At 65.5% G+C, this 16,038-nt stretch carries 29 protein-coding genes; all 29 read right to left on the bottom strand.

All coding sequences use genetic code 11. From position 1 onward, the window contains the following. Complete coding sequence (locus ACE3Q2_RS00145; protein ID WP_374471875.1) at nucleotides 1-1,395, bottom strand: class II 3-deoxy-7-phosphoheptulonate synthase; 1,395 nt, start codon at nucleotides 1,393-1,395, stop codon at nucleotides 1-3. 96 nt (nucleotides 1,396-1,491) lie between these two features. Next, nucleotides 1,492-2,001, bottom strand: coding sequence for a disulfide bond formation protein B (locus ACE3Q2_RS00140; protein WP_374471873.1), 510 nt, complete (start codon nucleotides 1,999-2,001; stop codon nucleotides 1,492-1,494). 125 nt (nucleotides 2,002-2,126) lie between these two features. Continuing rightward, entirely contained in the window at nucleotides 2,127-2,510 is a 384-nt protein-coding gene (gene rplQ / locus ACE3Q2_RS00135; protein ID WP_043805373.1) for a 50S ribosomal protein L17, read from the bottom strand. A 29-nt stretch (nucleotides 2,511-2,539) separates the two neighbouring features. After that, on the bottom strand, nucleotides 2,540-3,535 hold the full coding sequence (locus ACE3Q2_RS00130; protein ID WP_043805374.1) for a DNA-directed RNA polymerase subunit alpha: 996 nt from the start codon (nucleotides 3,533-3,535) through the stop codon (nucleotides 2,540-2,542). A 22-nt stretch (nucleotides 3,536-3,557) separates the two neighbouring features. Continuing rightward, complete coding sequence (gene rpsD / locus ACE3Q2_RS00125; protein ID WP_043805375.1) at nucleotides 3,558-4,187, bottom strand: 30S ribosomal protein S4; 630 nt, start codon at nucleotides 4,185-4,187, stop codon at nucleotides 3,558-3,560. Nucleotides 4,188-4,208: 21 nt separating this feature from the next. Then, nucleotides 4,209-4,598, bottom strand: a complete 390-nt coding sequence (gene rpsK, locus ACE3Q2_RS00120) for a 30S ribosomal protein S11 (protein WP_043805377.1) — start codon at nucleotides 4,596-4,598, stop codon at nucleotides 4,209-4,211. Nucleotides 4,599-4,610: 12 nt separating this feature from the next. Next, entirely contained in the window at nucleotides 4,611-4,967 is a 357-nt protein-coding gene (gene rpsM, locus ACE3Q2_RS00115; RefSeq protein ID WP_043805378.1) for a 30S ribosomal protein S13, read from the bottom strand. Between the two features lie 250 nt (nucleotides 4,968-5,217). Further along, nucleotides 5,218-6,591 carry a preprotein translocase subunit SecY gene (gene secY / locus ACE3Q2_RS00110; protein WP_374471869.1) on the bottom strand — a complete coding sequence of 458 codons (1,374 nt, stop codon included), beginning with the start codon at nucleotides 6,589-6,591 and terminating at the stop codon, nucleotides 5,218-5,220. 4 nt (nucleotides 6,592-6,595) lie between these two features. Further along, on the bottom strand, nucleotides 6,596-7,033 hold the full coding sequence (gene rplO, locus ACE3Q2_RS00105) for a 50S ribosomal protein L15 (RefSeq protein ID WP_374471867.1): 438 nt from the start codon (nucleotides 7,031-7,033) through the stop codon (nucleotides 6,596-6,598). 20 nt (nucleotides 7,034-7,053) lie between these two features. Then, nucleotides 7,054-7,236 (bottom strand): 50S ribosomal protein L30, encoded by a 183-nt coding sequence (gene rpmD, locus ACE3Q2_RS00100; protein WP_106990015.1) that lies wholly within the window; start codon nucleotides 7,234-7,236, stop codon nucleotides 7,054-7,056. Beyond that, the gene (gene rpsE, locus ACE3Q2_RS00095; RefSeq protein WP_043805383.1) at nucleotides 7,229-7,750 is read right to left on the bottom strand and encodes a 30S ribosomal protein S5; all 522 of its coding nucleotides are present in this window, start codon (nucleotides 7,748-7,750) and stop codon (nucleotides 7,229-7,231) included. The genes rpmD and rpsE overlap by 8 nt, the downstream gene beginning before the upstream one ends. Nucleotides 7,751-7,825: 75 nt before the next feature. Further along, entirely contained in the window at nucleotides 7,826-8,179 is a 354-nt protein-coding gene (gene rplR / locus ACE3Q2_RS00090) for a 50S ribosomal protein L18 (RefSeq protein ID WP_043805384.1), read from the bottom strand. A gap of 33 nt (nucleotides 8,180-8,212) precedes the next feature. After that, complete coding sequence (gene rplF / locus ACE3Q2_RS00085; protein ID WP_374471864.1) at nucleotides 8,213-8,740, bottom strand: 50S ribosomal protein L6; 528 nt, start codon at nucleotides 8,738-8,740, stop codon at nucleotides 8,213-8,215. Between the two features lie 13 nt (nucleotides 8,741-8,753). Next, nucleotides 8,754-9,149: a 30S ribosomal protein S8 gene (gene rpsH / locus ACE3Q2_RS00080; RefSeq protein ID WP_374471862.1), complete on the bottom strand. Its 396-nt coding sequence runs from the start codon at nucleotides 9,147-9,149 to the stop codon at nucleotides 8,754-8,756. A 65-nt stretch (nucleotides 9,150-9,214) separates the two neighbouring features. Beyond that, the gene (gene rpsN / locus ACE3Q2_RS00075) at nucleotides 9,215-9,520 is read right to left on the bottom strand and encodes a 30S ribosomal protein S14 (RefSeq protein WP_374471860.1); all 306 of its coding nucleotides are present in this window, start codon (nucleotides 9,518-9,520) and stop codon (nucleotides 9,215-9,217) included. A gap of 16 nt (nucleotides 9,521-9,536) precedes the next feature. Beyond that, complete coding sequence (gene rplE / locus ACE3Q2_RS00070) at nucleotides 9,537-10,076, bottom strand: 50S ribosomal protein L5 (protein WP_043805388.1); 540 nt, start codon at nucleotides 10,074-10,076, stop codon at nucleotides 9,537-9,539. Between the two features lie 11 nt (nucleotides 10,077-10,087). Further along, the gene (rplX, locus tag ACE3Q2_RS00065; RefSeq protein ID WP_043805389.1) at nucleotides 10,088-10,402 is read right to left on the bottom strand and encodes a 50S ribosomal protein L24; all 315 of its coding nucleotides are present in this window, start codon (nucleotides 10,400-10,402) and stop codon (nucleotides 10,088-10,090) included. A 14-nt stretch (nucleotides 10,403-10,416) separates the two neighbouring features. Beyond that, nucleotides 10,417-10,785, bottom strand: coding sequence for a 50S ribosomal protein L14 (rplN, locus tag ACE3Q2_RS00060; protein WP_034213292.1), 369 nt, complete (start codon nucleotides 10,783-10,785; stop codon nucleotides 10,417-10,419). 12 nt (nucleotides 10,786-10,797) lie between these two features. Next, entirely contained in the window at nucleotides 10,798-11,061 is a 264-nt protein-coding gene (gene rpsQ, locus ACE3Q2_RS00055) for a 30S ribosomal protein S17 (RefSeq protein ID WP_043805391.1), read from the bottom strand. Between the two features lie 9 nt (nucleotides 11,062-11,070). Further along, nucleotides 11,071-11,256 (bottom strand): 50S ribosomal protein L29, encoded by a 186-nt coding sequence (gene rpmC / locus ACE3Q2_RS00050; protein ID WP_043805393.1) that lies wholly within the window; start codon nucleotides 11,254-11,256, stop codon nucleotides 11,071-11,073. 1 nt (nucleotide 11,257) lies between these two features. Further along, entirely contained in the window at nucleotides 11,258-11,671 is a 414-nt protein-coding gene (gene rplP, locus ACE3Q2_RS00045; RefSeq protein ID WP_188662902.1) for a 50S ribosomal protein L16, read from the bottom strand. Nucleotides 11,672-11,677: 6 nt separating this feature from the next. Next, nucleotides 11,678-12,379 carry a 30S ribosomal protein S3 gene (gene rpsC / locus ACE3Q2_RS00040; RefSeq protein WP_374471855.1) on the bottom strand — a complete coding sequence of 234 codons (702 nt, stop codon included), beginning with the start codon at nucleotides 12,377-12,379 and terminating at the stop codon, nucleotides 11,678-11,680. Between the two features lie 16 nt (nucleotides 12,380-12,395). Next, nucleotides 12,396-12,731 carry a 50S ribosomal protein L22 gene (gene rplV / locus ACE3Q2_RS00035; protein WP_043805396.1) on the bottom strand — a complete coding sequence of 112 codons (336 nt, stop codon included), beginning with the start codon at nucleotides 12,729-12,731 and terminating at the stop codon, nucleotides 12,396-12,398. A gap of 12 nt (nucleotides 12,732-12,743) precedes the next feature. Further along, on the bottom strand, nucleotides 12,744-13,016 hold the full coding sequence (rpsS, locus tag ACE3Q2_RS00030; protein WP_374471853.1) for a 30S ribosomal protein S19: 273 nt from the start codon (nucleotides 13,014-13,016) through the stop codon (nucleotides 12,744-12,746). A 6-nt stretch (nucleotides 13,017-13,022) separates the two neighbouring features. Then, on the bottom strand, nucleotides 13,023-13,850 hold the full coding sequence (gene rplB, locus ACE3Q2_RS00025) for a 50S ribosomal protein L2 (RefSeq protein ID WP_043805398.1): 828 nt from the start codon (nucleotides 13,848-13,850) through the stop codon (nucleotides 13,023-13,025). Nucleotides 13,851-13,861: 11 nt separating this feature from the next. Beyond that, the gene (gene rplW / locus ACE3Q2_RS00020; protein WP_374471850.1) at nucleotides 13,862-14,155 is read right to left on the bottom strand and encodes a 50S ribosomal protein L23; all 294 of its coding nucleotides are present in this window, start codon (nucleotides 14,153-14,155) and stop codon (nucleotides 13,862-13,864) included. Continuing rightward, nucleotides 14,152-14,754: a 50S ribosomal protein L4 gene (rplD, locus tag ACE3Q2_RS00015; RefSeq protein ID WP_043805399.1), complete on the bottom strand. Its 603-nt coding sequence runs from the start codon at nucleotides 14,752-14,754 to the stop codon at nucleotides 14,152-14,154. Before rplD ends, rplW begins: the two co-directional genes overlap by 4 nt. 11 nt (nucleotides 14,755-14,765) lie before the next feature. Beyond that, a complete protein-coding gene (gene rplC / locus ACE3Q2_RS00010; protein ID WP_374471848.1) occupies nucleotides 14,766-15,413 on the bottom strand; it encodes a 50S ribosomal protein L3 in 648 nt (215 codons plus the stop codon). 10 nt (nucleotides 15,414-15,423) lie between these two features. Continuing rightward, nucleotides 15,424-15,735: a 30S ribosomal protein S10 gene (gene rpsJ, locus ACE3Q2_RS00005; protein WP_022968186.1), complete on the bottom strand. Its 312-nt coding sequence runs from the start codon at nucleotides 15,733-15,735 to the stop codon at nucleotides 15,424-15,426. Between the last annotated feature and the right edge of the window lie 303 nt (nucleotides 15,736-16,038).

The raw sequence follows: 16,038 nt of genomic DNA, 5'->3' as shown, positions 1-16,038 counted from the left end.
TCAGGGCGTGACCGGGGCCGCCAGGCTGGTCTGCTTGCGCACGATCAGCATGGCGATCTCGAGCGACTGCTCGTAGTTCAGGCGCGGGTCCACCGTGGAGCGGTAGGCCCGCGCCAGGTCGGTGTCGGTGAGTTCGCGCGCGCCGCCCGTGCACTCGGTGACGTTTTCGCCGGTGAGCTCCAGATGCACGCCGCCCAGGCGGGTGCCCGCCGCGGCATGCAGTTCGAAGCTGGCTTCGACCTCGGCGCGGATGTTGTCGAAGCGGCGGGTCTTGTAGCCGTTGCTGGTGCTCTCGGTGTTGCCGTGCATCGGGTCGCAGATCCACAGCACGCGGCGGCCTTCGCGGCGCATGGCGTCCAGCAGCGGCGGCAGCTTTTCGGCGACCTTCGCGGCGCCCATGCGGTGGATGAAGCTCAGGCGCCCCGGCTCGTTGTCCGGGTTGAGCGCGTCGGCAAGGCGCAGGAGCTGGTCCGGCGTCACCGAGGGGCCGATCTTCACCGCCACCGGGTTGCGCAGGCCGCGGAAATACTCCACGTGGGCGCCGTCCAGCGCCGCCGTGCGCATGCCGATCCACGGGAAGTGGGTGGAGAGGTTGAACCAGCCCCACTGGCGCGGCACCTGGCGGGTCAGCGCCTCCTCGTAGGGCAGCAGCAGCGCTTCGTGCGAGGTGTAGAAGTCGGCGCGGTTGAGGTTGTGCAGCGCCTCGCCGGAGATGGTTTCCATGAAGCGCACGGCGTCGCCCACGGCGGCCACCATGCGGCGGTATTCGTCGGACAGCGGCGAGTGGCCAACCCAGCCCAGGTCCCAGTATTCCGGGTGGTGCAGGTCGGCGAAGCCGCCGTCGATGAGTGCGCGCACGAAGTTCATCGTCATGGCCGAGCGCGCGTGGCCCTTGATCATGCGGCGCGGGTCGGCGGTGCGGGCCTCGGCGGTGAACTCGGGCTGGTTGATGAAGTCGCCGCGGTAGCTGGGCAGCGACACGCCGTCCTTCTCCTCCATGTCGGCGGAGCGCGGCTTGGCGTACTGGCCGGCGAAGCGGCCCACGCGCACCACCGGCAGGCGCAGGCCGTGCACGAGCACCAGGCTCATCTGCAGCAGCACCTTCAGGCGGTTCGAGACCAGGGCCGATTCGCAGTCGGCGAAGGATTCGGCGCAGTCGCCGCCCTGCAGCAGGAAGCGCTTGCCTTCCTGCGCCTCGGCCAGCTGCTTCTTGAGCGCCAGGATCTCCCAGGACGTCACCAGCGGCGGCAGGCGACCGAGTTCGCCCAGCACCTCTTCCAGGGCGCGGGCGTCCGGATACGTGGGCTGCTGGGCCGCGGCGAACGCCCGCCAGCTCGCCGGCGACCAGTCACCGGGAACGGAAACGGGAGTCAGGCTGCGGTCGGAGGCGTTCATTTCAGGGGTCCGTGTCGTCATCGCGGGAAAGAAGTCGAAAACACTATGCCACAGGCGCCTCGCGGGCCCGTGCAGGCGACGCGATGACGCGGGGATTCAGCGGCGGCGCCAGGCCGCCCAGAGCGCGCCGAGGCCGAGGCCGACGAACCAGGCCAGGGTCCAGGCCGGCATGGAAAGGCCCAGGAAGGTCCAGTCCACCTTCGCGCATTCGCCGGAGCCGGCGAGCACGCTGGAAAGGGCCTTCAGCGGGCCCATCGCCTCGACCATGTAGTCGAGGCCCATGGACGTGCACAGCGGCACTTCGCTGGCCGGCAGCGACTGCAGCCAGACGTGGCGGCCAGCCACTCCGGCGCCGGCGGCGGCGGCCACGAAGGCCAGGAGCCCATAGACGCCGCGCCCCACCCGCCCCTTCGGCGAATGCAGGCCACCGACCAGGAAGACGATGCCCATCGCCGCGAAAGCGAGCCGCTGCAGGATGCACAGCGGGCACGGCAGCATAAGCATGCCGAACTGCACGTAGAGCGCGTACGCCAGCAGCGCCGCGCAGAGCAGGAAACCGGTGAGGAACTGGGACCGGAAGGTCCAGGCGAAGGGGTTTGCGGTCATCGGCGCGGCGTTCGTGTGCTGGGTCTAGCGTACAGGACAGCGGCGCGGGCGCGAAGTTTCCCGGCCTCGAAAAACAAGACCCCGGCGCGGGCCGGGGTCTTGGGTACCACGTCGGTGCGCCGGGATTATTCGGCGGCTTCGGTGGCCGCCTGCGGGCGGTCGACGAGTTCGACGTAGGCCATCGGGGCGTTGTCGCCCGGACGGAAACCACACTTCAGGATGCGCAGGTAACCGCCGGGGCGGGCCTGGTAACGCGGGCCGAGCTCGACGAAGAGCTTGCCCACCGCTTCCTTGTCGCGCAGGCGGGACATGGCCAGGCGGCGATTGGCGACGCCATCGGTCTTGCCGATGGTGATCAGCGGCTCGGCGACGCGGCGCAGTTCCTTGGCCTTCGGCAGGGTGGTGCGGATCAGTTCGTGCTTGATCAGGGACGCAGCCATGTTGCTGAACATCGCTTCGCGATGAGCGCTGGTACGGCTGAACTTGCGTCCGGATTTCTGGTGGCGCATGGTCGTGGTTCCTTAGTGAATTCCGGGGCTCAGCCCAGCATGCCCTGCTGCAGGCCGGCCGGCGGCCAGTTCTCCAGCTTCATCCCGAGCGAAAGACCGCGCTGGGCGAGGACTTCCTTGATCTCGGTGAGCGACTTCTTGCCCAGATTCGGGGTCTTGAGCAGCTCGACCTCCGTACGCTGGATCAGGTCGCCGATGTAGTAGATGTTCTCGGCCTTGAGGCAGTTGGCCGAGCGCACGGTCAGCTCGAGGTCGTCGATCGGGCGCAGCAGCACCGGGTCGATGCCCGTCGCGGAGGCCTTGGCCGGGCCGCGCTCGCGCTGGGTGAAGTCGCCGAACACCGACAGCTGGTCGGTGAGGATGTCGGCGGCCGTGCGGATCGCGTCCTCGGCATCGATCGTGCCGTTGGTCTCGATCTCCAGCACCAGCTTGTCCAGGTCGGTGCGCTGCTCGACGCGGGCGGCCTCGACGGCGTAGGCGACGCGGCGGACCGGCGAGAAGGTGGCATCAAGCACCAGTCGGCCGATCGCCCGGGACTCTTCGTCCGGGCGGCGGCGATCGGCGGCCGGCTGGTAGCCGAAACCGCGCTCGATCTTCAGGCGCATGTTCAGCGCCGTGTCCTTGGTCAGGGTGCAGATCACGTGGTCGGGATTGATGATCTCGACGTTGTGGTCGGTCTTGATGTCGCCGGCGGTGACGACGCCCGGACCCTTCTTCTGCAGCGACAGCGTGGTGTGGTCCACGTTGTGCATGCGGATGGCGACGTCCTTGAGGTTCAGAAGGACCTCGAGCACGTCTTCCTGCAGGCCTTCGACGGTGGTGTACTCGTGGAGCACGCCGTCGATCTCGACCTCGGTGATGGCGAAGCCGGGGATCGACGACAGCAGGACGCGACGCAGGGCGTTGCCCAGCGTGTGGCCGTAGCCGCGCTCCAGCGGCTCGATGACCACCTTGGCGCGGTTGGAGCCGAGGCGTTCGATGTGCGGGCCGCGCGGGCGCAGCACCTGGGTGGCGGTAACCGTCATGGTCAAGGTGTCTCCTAAAGGATTACTTCGAGTACAGCTCGACGATCAGCGCTTCATTGATGTCCGAGGGCAGGTCGGCGCGGTCCGGGACGGCCTTGAAGACGCCGGCGAACTTCTTGGCGTCGACTTCGCACCAGCTCGGGACCAGGTCCATCTGCTGCGACAGGTTCACGGCTTCCTGGACGTTCAGGTGCTTCTGCGCGCGTTCGGTCAGGGCGATGTTGTCGCCGGCCTTGACCTGGTACGAGGGCAGGTTCACGGCCTTGCCGTTGACCAGCACGCCCTTGTGCGACACCAGCTGGCGCGCCTGCGGACGGGTGACGGCGAAGCCCATGCGGTACACCACGTTGTCGAGGCGCTGCTCAAGCATCTGCAGCAGGGTCTCGCCGGTGTTGCCCTTCTTGGTCGAAGCCTTCTTGTAGTAGTTGCGGAACTGGCGCTCCAGCAGGCCGTAGATGCGCTTGACCTTCTGCTTCTCGCGCAGCTGGGTGGCGTAGTCGGACAGCTTGCCGCGCTTGGCGACGGCGCCGTGCTGGCCGGGCTTCTGCTCCAGCTTGCACTTGGAATCAATCGCGCGCGCCGGCGACTTCAGGCTGAGGTCGGAGCCTTCGCGGCGGGCGAGCTTACAGGTGGGACCGATATAACGAGCCATTTATGTAGTCTCCAGTTCCCGTTAGACGCGGCGCTTCTTCGGCGGCCGGCACCCGTTGTGCGGGATCGGGGTGACGTCGATGATGTTGGTGATCTTGTAACCGCACGCGTTGAGCGAACGCACGGCCGACTCGCGGCCCGGGCCGGGGCCCTTGATGCGGACTTCCAGCGTCTTCACGCCGTACTCCAGCGCGACCTTGCCGGCCTTCTCGGCGGCGACCTGGGCGGCGAACGGGGTGGACTTGCGGGAACCGCGGAAACCCGCGCCGCCCGAAGTCGCCCACGACAGCGCGTTGCCCTGGCGGTCGGTGATGGTGACGATGGTGTTGTTGAAGGAAGCGTGGACGTGGGCGATGCCGTCGGTGACGACCCGCTTGATCTTCTTCTTCGTCTTAACTGCCGGCTTGTTCATTGGGCCAGGTCCTTACTTCTTGATGGCTTTGCGCGGACCCTTGCGGGTACGGGCATTGGTGCGGGTACGCTGACCACGCATCGGCAGGCCACGACGATGGCGCAGGCCGCGGTAGCAGCCCAGGTCCATCAGGCGCTTGATCGACATGCCCACTTCACGGCGCAGGTCGCCCTCGACCGTGTACTTGGCCACCTCGGCGCGGATGCGCTCGATTTCCGGCTCGGACAGGTCGCGGATCTTCGTGGCCGGAGCCACGCCAGCCGCCTCACAAACAAGCTTCGACCGGGTACGGCCGATGCCAAAGATACTCTGCAGGCCCACCCAGACATGCTTCTGGACAGGCAGGTTGACACCCGCAATGCGCGCCATCAGGCGTTCTCCAAAACTAAATTGAGCGCAGTGAATCGGAAAGTATACAGCAGCTTGGGGTTTCATTGTAGCCCCCCGGGTCATGGGACCCGGGAAACCCGGCATGGGGAGTGTGCCCATGCTCCGGCGACGAACTGGCGCCTGCCCTTCCCTTCCCGGGTCGGGCGCCCCGCGCTACTCCAGCGCAGGAACGGGTGCCGGCTCATCCGCGCGCCAAGCTGCCGCGCGGACCGCCCATTGTGCGTGGTTCTCAGCTGCGGGCGAGGCCGCCGCGGGAACCACCCTTCAAATTGGCCTTCTTCATCAGGCTCTCGTACTGATGGGACATCAGGTGAGCCTGGATCTGGGCGGTGAAATCCATCACCACCACGACCACGATCAGCAGCGAGGTGCCGCCGAAGTAGAACGGAACCGACCAGAACGCCCGGATGACCTCCGGAAGCAGGCACACGAGCACCAGATACAGCGCGCCGATCAGGGTCAGGCGGGTCAGGACGCCGTCGATGTAGTCGGCGGTGGCCTTGCCCGGCCGGATGCCCGGCACCAGGGCGCCGGACTTCTTGAGATTATCCGCCGTTTCCTGGGAATTGAAAACCAGGGCGGTGTAGAAGAACGCGAAGCCGATGATCATGGCGCCGTAGAGCAGCATGTGCAGCGGCTCGCTCGGGGCCAGGGCCTGGCTCAGGTTCTGCAGGAACAGGTTCAGCTGGTCGCGCCAGCCCTCGCCCGTCGGGCCGCTGCCCTGGCCGAACCACTGGACCATGGTCGCCGGGAACATGATCAGGCTCGAGGCGAAGATCGCCGGGATCACGCCCGCCATGTTGAGCTTGAGCGGCAGGTGCGAGCTCTGGTTCATGTAGGCCTGGCGGCCGCCCTGGCGACGGGCGTAGTTCACGGTGATGCGGCGCTGGCCGCGCTCCATGAACACCACGAAGTAGGTGACGCCCAGCACCAGCGCGAGGATGGCGACCACCGCGAAACCACTGATCTCGCCGTTCGCGACCTGCTGGAAGGTGCCGAGGATGGCGCCCGGCAGGCTGGCCACGATGCCCGCGAAGATGATCAGCGAGATGCCGTTGCCGATGCCGCGCTCGGTGATCTGCTCACCCAGCCACATCAGGAAGATCGTGCCGGCGGTCAGGGAGACCACGGCGGTGAGGATGAAGCCCGGGCCCGGCGCGTAGACCACGCCACCCTGCCCCTGCAGCATCGAGGCGATGGAGCCGGCCTGCACGATCGCCAGGAACACCGCGCCGACGCGCGAGTACTGGGTCAGCTTGCGGCGGCCGCTCTCGCCTTCCTTCTTCATCTGCTTCCAGGGCTCGTAGATCTGGCCCATCAGCTGCACGATGATCGAGGAGGAGATGTAGGGAATGACGTTCAGCGCGAACAGGCTGAAGCGGTTGAGGGCACCACCGGAGAACATGTTGAACATGTCCACGATGGTGCCTTCCTGCTGTTCCATCAGCCGCAGCATGGCTTCCGGATCGATGCCGGGCACCGGGATGTAGCTACCGATGCGGTAGACGATCAGGGCCAGGATCACGAAGACCAGGCGCTGGCGGAGCTCGGTGAACTTGCCGAGCCCGCCCAGGGCAGCTGCTGCGGAAGAGGACTGGGCCAAGGCTTTACTCCGCGACGCTGCCGCCGGCAGCCTCGATGGCGGCCTTGGCACCGGCGGTGGCCAGCACGCCCTTGAGCACGAACTTCTTGCTCAGCTCGCCCTTCTTGACGATCTTGGCCTGCTTGGCGGTGGCCGGGACCAGCTTGGCCTCGCGCAGGGCGGCGAAGTCGATCTCGCCGGCCTCGAGCTTGTCCAGCTGGTACAGCAGCACTTCGGCCGTGTCGTTCTTCAGCTTCGAGCGGAAGCCGATCTTCGGCAGGCGGCGCTGCATGGGCATCTGGCCGCCTTCGAAGCCGGCCTTGATCTTGCCCTTGCCGGTGCGGGCAAAGGAACCCTTGTGGCCGCGGCCGGCGGTCTTGCCGAGGCCGGAGCCGATACCACGGCCAACGCGGACGCGTTCCTTGCGGGCGCCGTCGGCGGGCTTGAGAGAATTGAGCTTCATATGGGTTCTCCTCGGGGCGCTCAGGACTCGACGCGCACCAGGTAATGCACTTGGTTGATCAGGCCGCGCACGGACGGGGAGTCCTTGAGCTCGCGGACGTCATTGACCTTGTTCAGGCCCAGGGCGCGAACCGAGACGCGGTGGCGCTCCTGGCAGCCGCGCAGGCCCTTGACCAGGCGGACTTTGACGGTCTTCTCAGCCATTGAGGATCTCCTCAAGCTTCTTGCCACGCTTGGCGGCGATGCGGGCCGGCGACTGGGTGGCGGCCAGGCCCTTGACGGTGGCGCGCACCAGGTTGATCGGGTTGCGGGAACCAACGGCCTTGGCCAGCACGTTCTTCACGCCCACGGCCTCGAGCACGGCGCGCATGGCGCCACCGGCGATCACGCCGGTACCCTCGGAAGCCGGCTGCATGTACACGCGGGCGGCGCCGTGGTTGGCCTTGACCGGGTGGAACAGGGTGCCGTTGTCGAGGTCGACGGAGACCATCGCCTTGCGGGCGTACTCCATCGACTTCTGGATGGCCACCGGGACCTCGCGGGCCTTGCCGTAGCCGAAACCGACCTTGCCGGCGCCGTCGCCGACGACGGTCAGCGCGGTGAAGGTGAACTGACGACCGCCCTTGACGGTCTTGGACACGCGGTTCACGGCGACCAGCTTCTCGATGAAGCCGTCGTCGCTTTCGCCGCGATTGCGATCGCGCTCGTTGCTGCTCATGTGGATTCCTGAGGTTGCTTACGGCACCTGGCCGCTTATGGTTGTGGTTGGATCTTGGAACTCAAGCCCGTGGGCTTAGAACTGCAGGCCACCCTCGCGGGCGGCGTCGGCCAGGGCCTTGATGCGGCCGTGGTAGCGGTAGCCCGAACGGTCGAAGGCAACCTTGTCGATGCCCGCGGCCAGCGCCTTGGCGGCGATGGTGCGGCCGACCTTGGCGGCAGCCTCCATGTTCTTGCTGCCCTTGAGGCCTTCCTTGACGTCGGCCTGCACGGTGGAGGCCGAAGCCAGCACCTTGGAGCCATCGGCCGTGAACAGCTGGGCGTAGATGTGCTGGCCCGAGCGCAGCACCGACAGGCGGGCGACACCGAGCTTGCGGATGTGCGCGCGGGTGGTCTTGGCGCGACGGAGACGGGCGGTGTTCTTTTCCATGGTCTTTTACCTTTGGGAAGCTGAAGTGCCCGATTAGGCCTTCTTGGCTTCCTTCATGATGATCTTTTCGCCGGAGTAGCGGACGCCCTTGCCCTTGTAAGGCTCGGGCTTGCGGAAGGCGCGGATCTTGGCCGCGACCTCGCCCACCAGCTGCTTGTCGGCGCCGGTGACCAGGATCTCGGTCTGGGTCGGGGTGGTGAGCGTGATGCCTTCCGGCGCCACGAACACGACCGGGTGCGAGAAGCCCAGGCTGAGGTTGAGGTCCTTGCCCTGCATGGCGGCGCGGTAACCGACGCCGACCAGCTCGAGCTTGCGGGTGAAGCCCTCGGCCACGCCGGTGACCATGTTGGCCAGGATGGCGCGGGCGGTGCCGGCCATCGGGATGTTGGCGGCTTCGACGGCGGACAGCTGCAGCACGCCGTTCTCGACCTTGAACTCGACGCCGGCCGGCTTGGCCAGGCTCAGGGAACCCTTCGGGCCCTTGACGGTGACCTGGTCGTTGGAAACGTTGAACTCGACGCCCTTCGGCAGGGAGATCGGCTTCTTGGCAACGCGGGACATGGGTGCGTCCTCCTTAGGCCACGAGGCAGATGACTTCGCCGCCCACGCCCGCAGCGCGGGCCTGGCGATCGGTCATCAGACCCTGGGAGGTGGAAATGATGGCGACGCCGAGACCGGCGAGCACCTTCGGGAGATCGTTCTTGCCCTTGTACTGGCGCAGGCCCGAACGGGAGACGCGCTCGAGGCGCTCGATCACCGGCTTGCCTTCGTAGTACTTCAGGGAGATCTCGAGCTTGGCCTTGGCGCCCTCGCCGTTCACGCGGAAGTCGCCGATGTAACCCTCGGACTTCAGCACGTTGGCGATGGCCAGCTTCATCTTGGAGGCAGGCATGGAAACCTGCGGCTTGCCGACGGCGAGCGCATTCTTGATGCGCACCAGCATGTCGGCAATGGGATCAGTCATGCTCATTTTTGCTTACCTTGTTCCTAGGTGTGGGAGCACCGATATCCGCTGGCCCCCGAGGGGGCCGGCGATTACCAGCTGGCCTTGCGCAGGCCGGGCACGTCGCCACGCATGGTGGCTTCGCGCAGCTTGTTGCGGCCGAGGCCGAACTTGCTGTACACGCCGCGCGAGCGGCCGGTCAGTTCGCAGCGGTTGCGCACGCGGCTCGGGCTCGAGTCGCGCGGCAGCTTCTGCAGCTTGGTGGCGGCATCCATCTTCTCCTCGTAGGAGGCAGTGGTGCTGCTGATGATCTTCTTCAGTTCCGCGCGCTTGGTGGCGTGCTTCGCGACAAGCTTCTTGCGCTTGATGTCGCGGTTCACCATCGAAGTCTTGGCCATCTCGATAATCCTCGGATCAGTTGCGGAACGGGAAGTTGAAGGCCTCGAGCAGCGCCTTGGCTTCCTCGTTGGTCTTCGCCGTCGTGGTGATGGCGATGTCCATGCCACGCATGGCGTCGACGGCGTCGAAATCGATCTCGGGGAAGATGATCTGTTCCTTGACGCCCATGTTGTAGTTGCCACGGCCGTCGAAGGAGCGGCCCGACACGCCGCGGAAGTCGCGCACGCGCGGCAGCGAGACGTTGATCAGGCGGTCCAGGAACTCGTACATCTTGGCGCGGCGCAGGGTGACCTTGCAGCCGATCGGCCAGCCGTCACGGATCTTGAAGCTCGCCACCGAGACGCGGGCGTTGGTGGTGATGGGCTTCTGGCCCGCGATCTTGGTCATGTCGGCGACGGCATTTTCCAGGATCTTCTTGTTACCCACGGCCTCGCCCACGCCCATGTTCAGCGTGATCTTGGTGATGCGGGGAACTTCCATCACGTTCTTGTAACCGAAGCGCTCGATCAGCTTCGGCAGAACCTCTTCCTTGTAAATCTTCTCAAGCCGGGTCATGGCATCATTCCTTAGGCGTCAACCGCCTCACCGCTCGAGCGGAACACACGCACTTTGCGTCCATCCTCGAGCACCTTGAAACCAATGCGCTCACCCTTGCCCGAGGCCTGGTTGAACAGCATCACGTTGGAAATGTGGAGCGGCGCCTCGCGCTCGACGATGCCGCCGGCGATGTTCGCCTGCGGATTCGGCTTGGTGTGGCGCTTGATGATGTTGACGTTCTGCACGACGACCTTGTCGCCCGCGACGCGAACAACCTCACCCTTCTTGCCCTTGTCGGCGCCGGCGATCACGATCACCTGGTCGCCCTTGCGAATACGGTTCATGTCTGTTCCTTCCCTCAGATCACTTCGGGAGCGAGCGACACGATCTTCATGAACTTCTCGGAACGAAGCTCACGGGTCACGGGCCCGAAGATGCGGGTGCCGATCGGCTCCTGCTTGTTGTTGAGCAGGACGGCGGCGTTGCCGTCGAAACGGATCAGCGAGCCATCGGCACGGCGCACGCCCGAACGGGTGCGGACCACGACGGCGTCGTAGACCTCGCCCTTCTTGACCTTGCCACGCGGGATCGCGTCCTTGACGGTGACCTTGATGATGTCGCCAATGTGCGCGTAACGGCGCTTGGAGCCGCCGAGCACCTTGATGCACATCATTTCCTTGGCGCCGGAGTTGTCGGCGGCCTCGAGGTAGCTCTGTACCTGGATCATTTCCGGGCCTCCTTACTTACCGGCTCGCGTGATGACTTCCACCACACGCCAGTTCTTGGTCTTGGAAAGCGGACGGCACTCGGTGACGCGGACAACGTCGCCTTCGTTGCAGGCGTTGTCCTCGTCGTGCGCGTGCAGCTTGGTCGAGCGGCGGATGTACTTACCGTACAGCGCGTGCTTGACCTGGCGCTCGACGAGCACGGTGACGGTCTTGTTCATCTTGTTGCTGACGACGCGGCCTTCGACCGTGCGCAGCTGGTTGGCATTATCGCTCATAGCTCGCCCTTACTTCTTGTCGGTCAGCAGGGTCATCGTCTGCGCGATTTCGCGACGGACCCGCTTGATGTTGTGGGGCTGGCTCAGCTGGCCAGTCGCCTTCTGCATGCGCAGGGCGAACTGTTCCTTGTGCAGGTCCAGCAGGTGGGCCTTCAGCTCGGCCGCCGACTTGTTACGCAGTTCCTTGAGTTCCATATCAGCGCACCGTCCGGGTCACGAAAGTGGTGGTGACCGAGAGCTTCGCGGCAGCCAGGCGGAAAGCCTCGCGAGCCGTCGCCTCGTCCACGCCCTCGATCTCGTAGATCATCCGACCGGGGGCGATCTGGGCCACCCAGTACTCGACGTTGCCCTTACCGGCGCCCATTCGCACTTCGATCGGCTTCTTGGTGATCGGCTTGTCCGGGAACACGCGGATCCACATCTTGCCGCCACGCTTCACGTAACGGCTGATCGAGCGGCGGGCCGCCTCGATCTGGCGCGCGGTCAGCTGGCCGTGCGAGGTGGCCTTGAGGCCGAACTCACCGAAGCTGACGGCGGCGCCGTTCCAGCTCAGGCCGTCGTTGCGGCCCTTGAAGACCTTGCGGTACTTGGTTCGCTTGGGTTGCAGCATGGCGGATTACCTCGTTTCCTTCGCCGGACGGGACGGGCGCTCAGTGCGCTCTTCCACCTTCTCCTGGCCGACCTGGCTGAAGTCGAACACTTCGCCCTTGTAGATCCAGACCTTCACGCCGATGATGCCGTACGTGGTCGAGGCCTCGGCGAAACCGTAGTCGATGTCGGCGCGCAGGGTGTGCAGGGGCACGCGGCCCTCGCGGTACCACTCCGAACGCGCGATCTCGGCGCCGTTGAGGCGGCCGGCGACGTTGACCTTGATGCCCAGGGCGCCAAGGCGCATCGAGTTGCCCACGGCGCGCTTCATCGCGCGGCGGAACATGATGCGGCGCTCGAGCTGCTGGGCGATCGACTCGGCCACCAGCTGGGCGTCGAGCTCGGGCTTGCGCACCTCGGACACGTTGATGTGCGCCGGGACGCCCATGATGTCCGAGACTTCCTTGCGCAGCTTCTCGATGTCCTCGCCGCGCTTGCCGATCACCACGCCCGGGCGAGCCGAGTGGATGGTGACGCGGGCGCTCTTCGAGGGACGCTCGATCAGGATCTTGGAAATGCCAGCCTGCGCGAGCTTCTTGCGCAGCATCTCACGGACCTTCAGGTCCGAGGTGAGGTACTGGGCGTAGTCGCGCTTGTTGGCGAACCACTTGGAATTCCAGTCCTTGGCGATGCCCAGGCGGATTCCGGTCGGATGAACTTTGTGACCCATATTCGTCGTCCCTGCCTTACTTGCCCGAGCCCACAACCACGGTGATGTGGCTGGTGCGCTTGAGGATGCGGGTGCCGCGGCCCTTGGCGCGGGCCATGAAGCGCTTCAGGACGGGGCCCTCGTCGACCATGATGGTCGAAACCTTGAGCTCGTCGATGTCAGCGCCGAGGTTGTTTTCGGCGTTCGAGATGGCGCTCCACAGGACCTTGCCGATCATGTGGGCGGCCTTCTTGTCGGAGAACTGCAGCAGCTCGTAGGCGCGGGAGGCCTGCATGCCACGGACCTGGTCGGCGACCAGGCGGGCCTTCTGCGGCGAAATCCGGGCGGTACGGAGAATGGCTTTGGCTTCCATCGTCATATCCCCTTACTTGCCCGACTTCTTGTCGCCGCCGTGACCCTTGAAGGTACGGGTCAGGGCGAACTCGCCGAGCTTGTGGCCAACCATGTTCTCGTTCACGAGGACCGGGACGTGCACCTTGCCATTGTGAATGGCGATGGTGAGCCCGACCATTTCCGGCGAGATCATTGAACGACGCGACCAGGTCTTGATCGGCTTCTTGCTGCTGCCCTGGGCGGCCTCCACCTTCTTGACGAGGTGGTGGTCGATGAAGGGACCTTTCTTAAGAGAACGTGCCATGGCCTATCAACCCCTACGATCGCGCACGATGAACTTCTGGGTGCGCTTGTTCTTGCGCGTCTTGTAACCCTTCGCCGGGGTGCCCCACGGGGACACCGGGTGCGGGTTGCCCTGGCCAGCCTTGGCCTCGCCACCGCCGTGCGGATGGTCAACCGGGTTCATGGCCGCGCCGCGCACGGTCGGCTTGACGCCGCGCCAGCGAGCCGCACCAGCCTTGCCCAGCTTCTCGAGGTTGTGCTCGACGTTGCCGACTTCGCCGATGGTCGCGCGGCAGTCGGCCGGCACCTTGCGCATTTCGCCGGAGCGCAGGCGCAGGGTGGCGTAGCCGCCGTCGCGGGAGATCAGCTGGGCACCGGCGCCAGCGGCGCGGGCCAGCTGGGCGCCCTTGCCCGGCTTCATCTCGACGCAATGCACGGTCGAACCCACCGGCATGTTGCGCAGCGGCAGGCTGTTGCCGGTCTTGATCGGCGCATCCTTGCCAGCGATCACCTGGTCGCCCTGGGCCAGACCCTTGGGAGCGATGATGTAGCGGCGCTCGCCGTCGGCATAGCACAGCAGCGCGATGTGCGCGGTGCGGTTCGGATCGTACTCAAGGCGCTCGACGCGGGCCGGGATGCCCTCCTTGTCGCGCTTGAAGTCGATGATGCGGTAATGCTGCTTGTGGCCACCGCCGATGTGGCGGGTGGTGATGCGACCGTAGTTGTTACGGCCACCGGTCTTGCTCTTCTTTTCGACCAGCGATTCCAGCGGGCCGCCCTTGTGCAGGCCGGCGGTGGAGACGCGCACCATGGCGCGGCGGCCAGGCGAGGTCGGCTTGAAAGTCTGTAGTGCCATGGGTTCCTACCTCAGGCCTTGGCCATCACGTCGATCGTCTGGCCATCGGCCAGGCGAACGTATGCTTTGCGCCAGTCGCCGCGACGGCCGGCACGGTTACGGAAGGCCTTGGCTTTGCCCTTCACGTTGACCACGTTGACCGCTTCGACCTTGACGTTGAACAGCGACTCGACGGCGGACTTGACGTCGGCCTTGGTCGCGGTCTGCGCCACTTCGAAGACGTACTGGTTGCTCTGTTCCTGCAGGCGCGCGGTCTTTTCCGACACGCGCGGGGCGCGGATAACGCCGAGGATGTTGATGTTCATGCCAGCCACTCCTCGACCTTCTTGACCGCTTCGGCGGTCATGATCACGTTCTCGGCACCAACCAGGGCGACCGGGTCCAGACCCTGGACGTCGCGGACCTGCACGTACGGCAGGTTGCGGGCGGCCAGGAACAGGGCTTCGGTGCCGTTCTCGGTGACGATCAGCGGACGGGCGACGCCCATCTCGTTCAACTTGGCGATCAGGGCCTTGGTCTTCGGCTCGGCGACATCGAAGCTGTCGACGACCTTCAGGCGATCCTGACGATTGAGCTCGGAGATGATCGCGCAAATGGCGGCGCGGTACATCTTGCGGTTGACCTTCTGCGCGAAGCTGCGCGGCTTGGCCGCGAACGACACGCCACCGCCCACGAAGATCGGAGCGCGGTAGTCGCCGTGACGCGCGCCGCCGCCCTTCTGCTTCTTGAACTTCTTGGTCGTGCCGGAGACTTCCGAGCGGGTCAGCTGGGCCTTGGTGCCTGCACGGCCGGCGTTGCGGAAAGCAACCACCACCTGGTGCACCAGGTCCTCGCTGAATTCGCGGCCGAAGACGGCGTCGGAAACCGACAGCGCCTTACCGCTTCCAATGACGGCGAGTTCCATTATCTAACTCCTCAACCTTTGCTCGCGGGACGGACGACGACGTCGCCGCCCGGCGCACCGGGGACGGAACCCTTGACCGCGATCAGGCCGCGCTCGGCGTCGACCTTGACCACTTCGAGGTTCTGCATGCTCTGGCGCTCGGCACCCATGTGGCCGGCCATCTTCTTGCCCGGGAAAACGCGGCCCGGGGTCTGGCGCTGGCCGATGGAGCCCGGCGAACGGTGCGACAGCGAGTTACCGTGGGTAGCGTCGCCCATCTTGAAGTTGTGGCGCTTGATGGTGCCCTGGAAGCCCTTGCCCTTGGTGATGCCGGCAACGTCAACCAGCTGGCCCACTTCGAAGATGTCGGCCTTGATTTCGCCGCCCACCTGGAAGTTGCCCGCGTCCTTGTCTTCGATGCGGAACTCCCAGAGGCCACGGCCGGCCTCTACCTTCGCCTTGGCGAAGTGGCCCGACAGCGGCTTGTTCACCAGCGCAGCGCGCTTGGCACCGGCGGTGACCTGCACGGCGGTGTAGCCGTCGGTCTCGGTGGTCTTGATCTGGGTGATGCGGTTCGGGCTGGCCTCGATCACGGTCACGGGGATGGAGCGGCCATCCTCGGTGAACATGCGGCTCATGCCCGCCTTGCGGCCCACGATTCCAATGTTTTTGGTCGTCATGGCGGTTGCCTCAGGTCAGCTTGATCTGGACATCGACGCCAGCCGCGAGCTCGAGCTTCATGAGCGCGTCGACGGTCTTGTCATTGGGGTCAACGATGTCCAGCACACGCTTGTGGGTGCGGGTCTCGTACTGGTCGCGCGCGTCCTTGTCGACGTGCGGCGACACCAGCACGGTGTAGCGTTCGATCTTGGTCGGCAGCGGGATCGGGCCGCGCACCTGCGCGCCGGTCCGCTTGGCCGTCTCCACGATTTCGGAAGCCGAACGATCAATCAGACGATGATCGTAGGCCTTGAGCCGAATCCGGATCTTCTGGTCCGCCATGGCGATGTCCTTGTTACGGTAAAGAGCGTCGGAACCAGGGGCCTGGGGCCCTGCTTCCCGTGGAAAACAAACTCGGCGGACCAAGGAATGGTCCACCGAGCAAGAAAGTGTAGCTCGTGTTAACCCGATCTGTCAAACAGATCGGCTTTCCACCAGCTTCGCCCGTCCTGGGCGCGAACACGAGGGGCGTCCTGCCCCTCATTTCGTATGTTGGCTCCCCCTGGGGGGAGCCGAGCCGCGCACTATACGCTTACTTGATGATCTTGGCAACCACGCCGGCGCCGACGGTGCGGCCACCCTCGC

This window comes from Arenimonas sp. (genome assembly GCF_041913985.1).
Lineage (GTDB): Bacteria > Pseudomonadota > Gammaproteobacteria > Xanthomonadales > Xanthomonadaceae > Arenimonas.
The sequence above is the reverse complement of the archived record's forward strand: the minus strand, read 5'-3'. Positions and strand labels throughout refer to the sequence as shown.

What these genes read in the sequence shown, in the direction of transcription:
- ACE3Q2_RS00145 (WP_374471875.1), bottom strand. Translation starts at nt 1,395, where the DNA reads ATGAACGCCTCCGACCGCAGCCTGACTCCCGTTTCCGTTCCCGGTGAC.
- rplP (WP_188662902.1), bottom strand. Translation starts at nt 11,671, where the DNA reads ATGCTGCAACCCAAGCGAACCAAGTACCGCAAGGTCTTCAAGGGCCGC.
- ACE3Q2_RS00140 (WP_374471873.1), bottom strand. Translation starts at nt 2,001, where the DNA reads ATGACCGCAAACCCCTTCGCCTGGACCTTCCGGTCCCAGTTCCTCACC.
- rpsM (WP_043805378.1), bottom strand. Translation starts at nt 4,967, where the DNA reads ATGGCGCGCATTGCGGGTGTCAACCTGCCTGTCCAGAAGCATGTCTGG.
- rpsN (WP_374471860.1), bottom strand. Translation starts at nt 9,520, where the DNA reads ATGGCCAAGACTTCGATGGTGAACCGCGACATCAAGCGCAAGAAGCTT.
- rpsJ (WP_022968186.1), bottom strand. Translation starts at nt 15,735, where the DNA reads ATGGCGGACCAGAAGATCCGGATTCGGCTCAAGGCCTACGATCATCGT.
- rplD (WP_043805399.1), bottom strand. Translation starts at nt 14,754, where the DNA reads ATGGAACTCGCCGTCATTGGAAGCGGTAAGGCGCTGTCGGTTTCCGAC.
- rpsK (WP_043805377.1), bottom strand. Translation starts at nt 4,598, where the DNA reads ATGAACAAGCCGGCAGTTAAGACGAAGAAGAAGATCAAGCGGGTCGTC.
- rplR (WP_043805384.1), bottom strand. Translation starts at nt 8,179, where the DNA reads ATGGAAAAGAACACCGCCCGTCTCCGTCGCGCCAAGACCACCCGCGCG.
- rplB (WP_043805398.1), bottom strand. Translation starts at nt 13,850, where the DNA reads ATGGCACTACAGACTTTCAAGCCGACCTCGCCTGGCCGCCGCGCCATG.
- rplC (WP_374471848.1), bottom strand. Translation starts at nt 15,413, where the DNA reads ATGACGACCAAAAACATTGGAATCGTGGGCCGCAAGGCGGGCATGAGC.
- rpsC (WP_374471855.1), bottom strand. Translation starts at nt 12,379, where the DNA reads ATGGGTCACAAAGTTCATCCGACCGGAATCCGCCTGGGCATCGCCAAG.
- rplF (WP_374471864.1), bottom strand. Translation starts at nt 8,740, where the DNA reads ATGTCCCGCGTTGCCAAGAAGCCGATCTCCCTGCCGAAGGGCGTCGAG.
- rplW (WP_374471850.1), bottom strand. Translation starts at nt 14,155, where the DNA reads ATGAACATCAACATCCTCGGCGTTATCCGCGCCCCGCGCGTGTCGGAA.
- rpsS (WP_374471853.1), bottom strand. Translation starts at nt 13,016, where the DNA reads ATGGCACGTTCTCTTAAGAAAGGTCCCTTCATCGACCACCACCTCGTC.
- rpsE (WP_043805383.1), bottom strand. Translation starts at nt 7,750, where the DNA reads ATGAGCAGCAACGAGCGCGATCGCAATCGCGGCGAAAGCGACGACGGC.
- ACE3Q2_RS00130 (WP_043805374.1), bottom strand. Translation starts at nt 3,535, where the DNA reads ATGACGGTTACCGCCACCCAGGTGCTGCGCCCGCGCGGCCCGCACATC.
- rpsD (WP_043805375.1), bottom strand. Translation starts at nt 4,187, where the DNA reads ATGGCTCGTTATATCGGTCCCACCTGTAAGCTCGCCCGCCGCGAAGGC.
- rpsH (WP_374471862.1), bottom strand. Translation starts at nt 9,149, where the DNA reads ATGAGCATGACTGATCCCATTGCCGACATGCTGGTGCGCATCAAGAAT.
- rpsQ (WP_043805391.1), bottom strand. Translation starts at nt 11,061, where the DNA reads ATGAGCGATAATGCCAACCAGCTGCGCACGGTCGAAGGCCGCGTCGTC.
- rplE (WP_043805388.1), bottom strand. Translation starts at nt 10,076, where the DNA reads ATGACCCGGCTTGAGAAGATTTACAAGGAAGAGGTTCTGCCGAAGCTG.
- rplQ (WP_043805373.1), bottom strand. Translation starts at nt 2,510, where the DNA reads ATGCGCCACCAGAAATCCGGACGCAAGTTCAGCCGTACCAGCGCTCAT.
- rplO (WP_374471867.1), bottom strand. Translation starts at nt 7,033, where the DNA reads ATGAAGCTCAATTCTCTCAAGCCCGCCGACGGCGCCCGCAAGGAACGC.
- rplV (WP_043805396.1), bottom strand. Translation starts at nt 12,731, where the DNA reads ATGGAAGCCAAAGCCATTCTCCGTACCGCCCGGATTTCGCCGCAGAAG.
- rplX (WP_043805389.1), bottom strand. Translation starts at nt 10,402, where the DNA reads ATGAACCGTATTCGCAAGGGCGACCAGGTGATCGTGATCGCCGGCGCC.
- rpmC (WP_043805393.1), bottom strand. Translation starts at nt 11,256, where the DNA reads ATGGAACTCAAGGAACTGCGTAACAAGTCGGCGGCCGAGCTGAAGGCC.
- rplN (WP_034213292.1), bottom strand. Translation starts at nt 10,785, where the DNA reads ATGATCCAGGTACAGAGCTACCTCGAGGCCGCCGACAACTCCGGCGCC.
- rpmD (WP_106990015.1), bottom strand. Translation starts at nt 7,236, where the DNA reads ATGGCTGAGAAGACCGTCAAAGTCCGCCTGGTCAAGGGCCTGCGCGGC.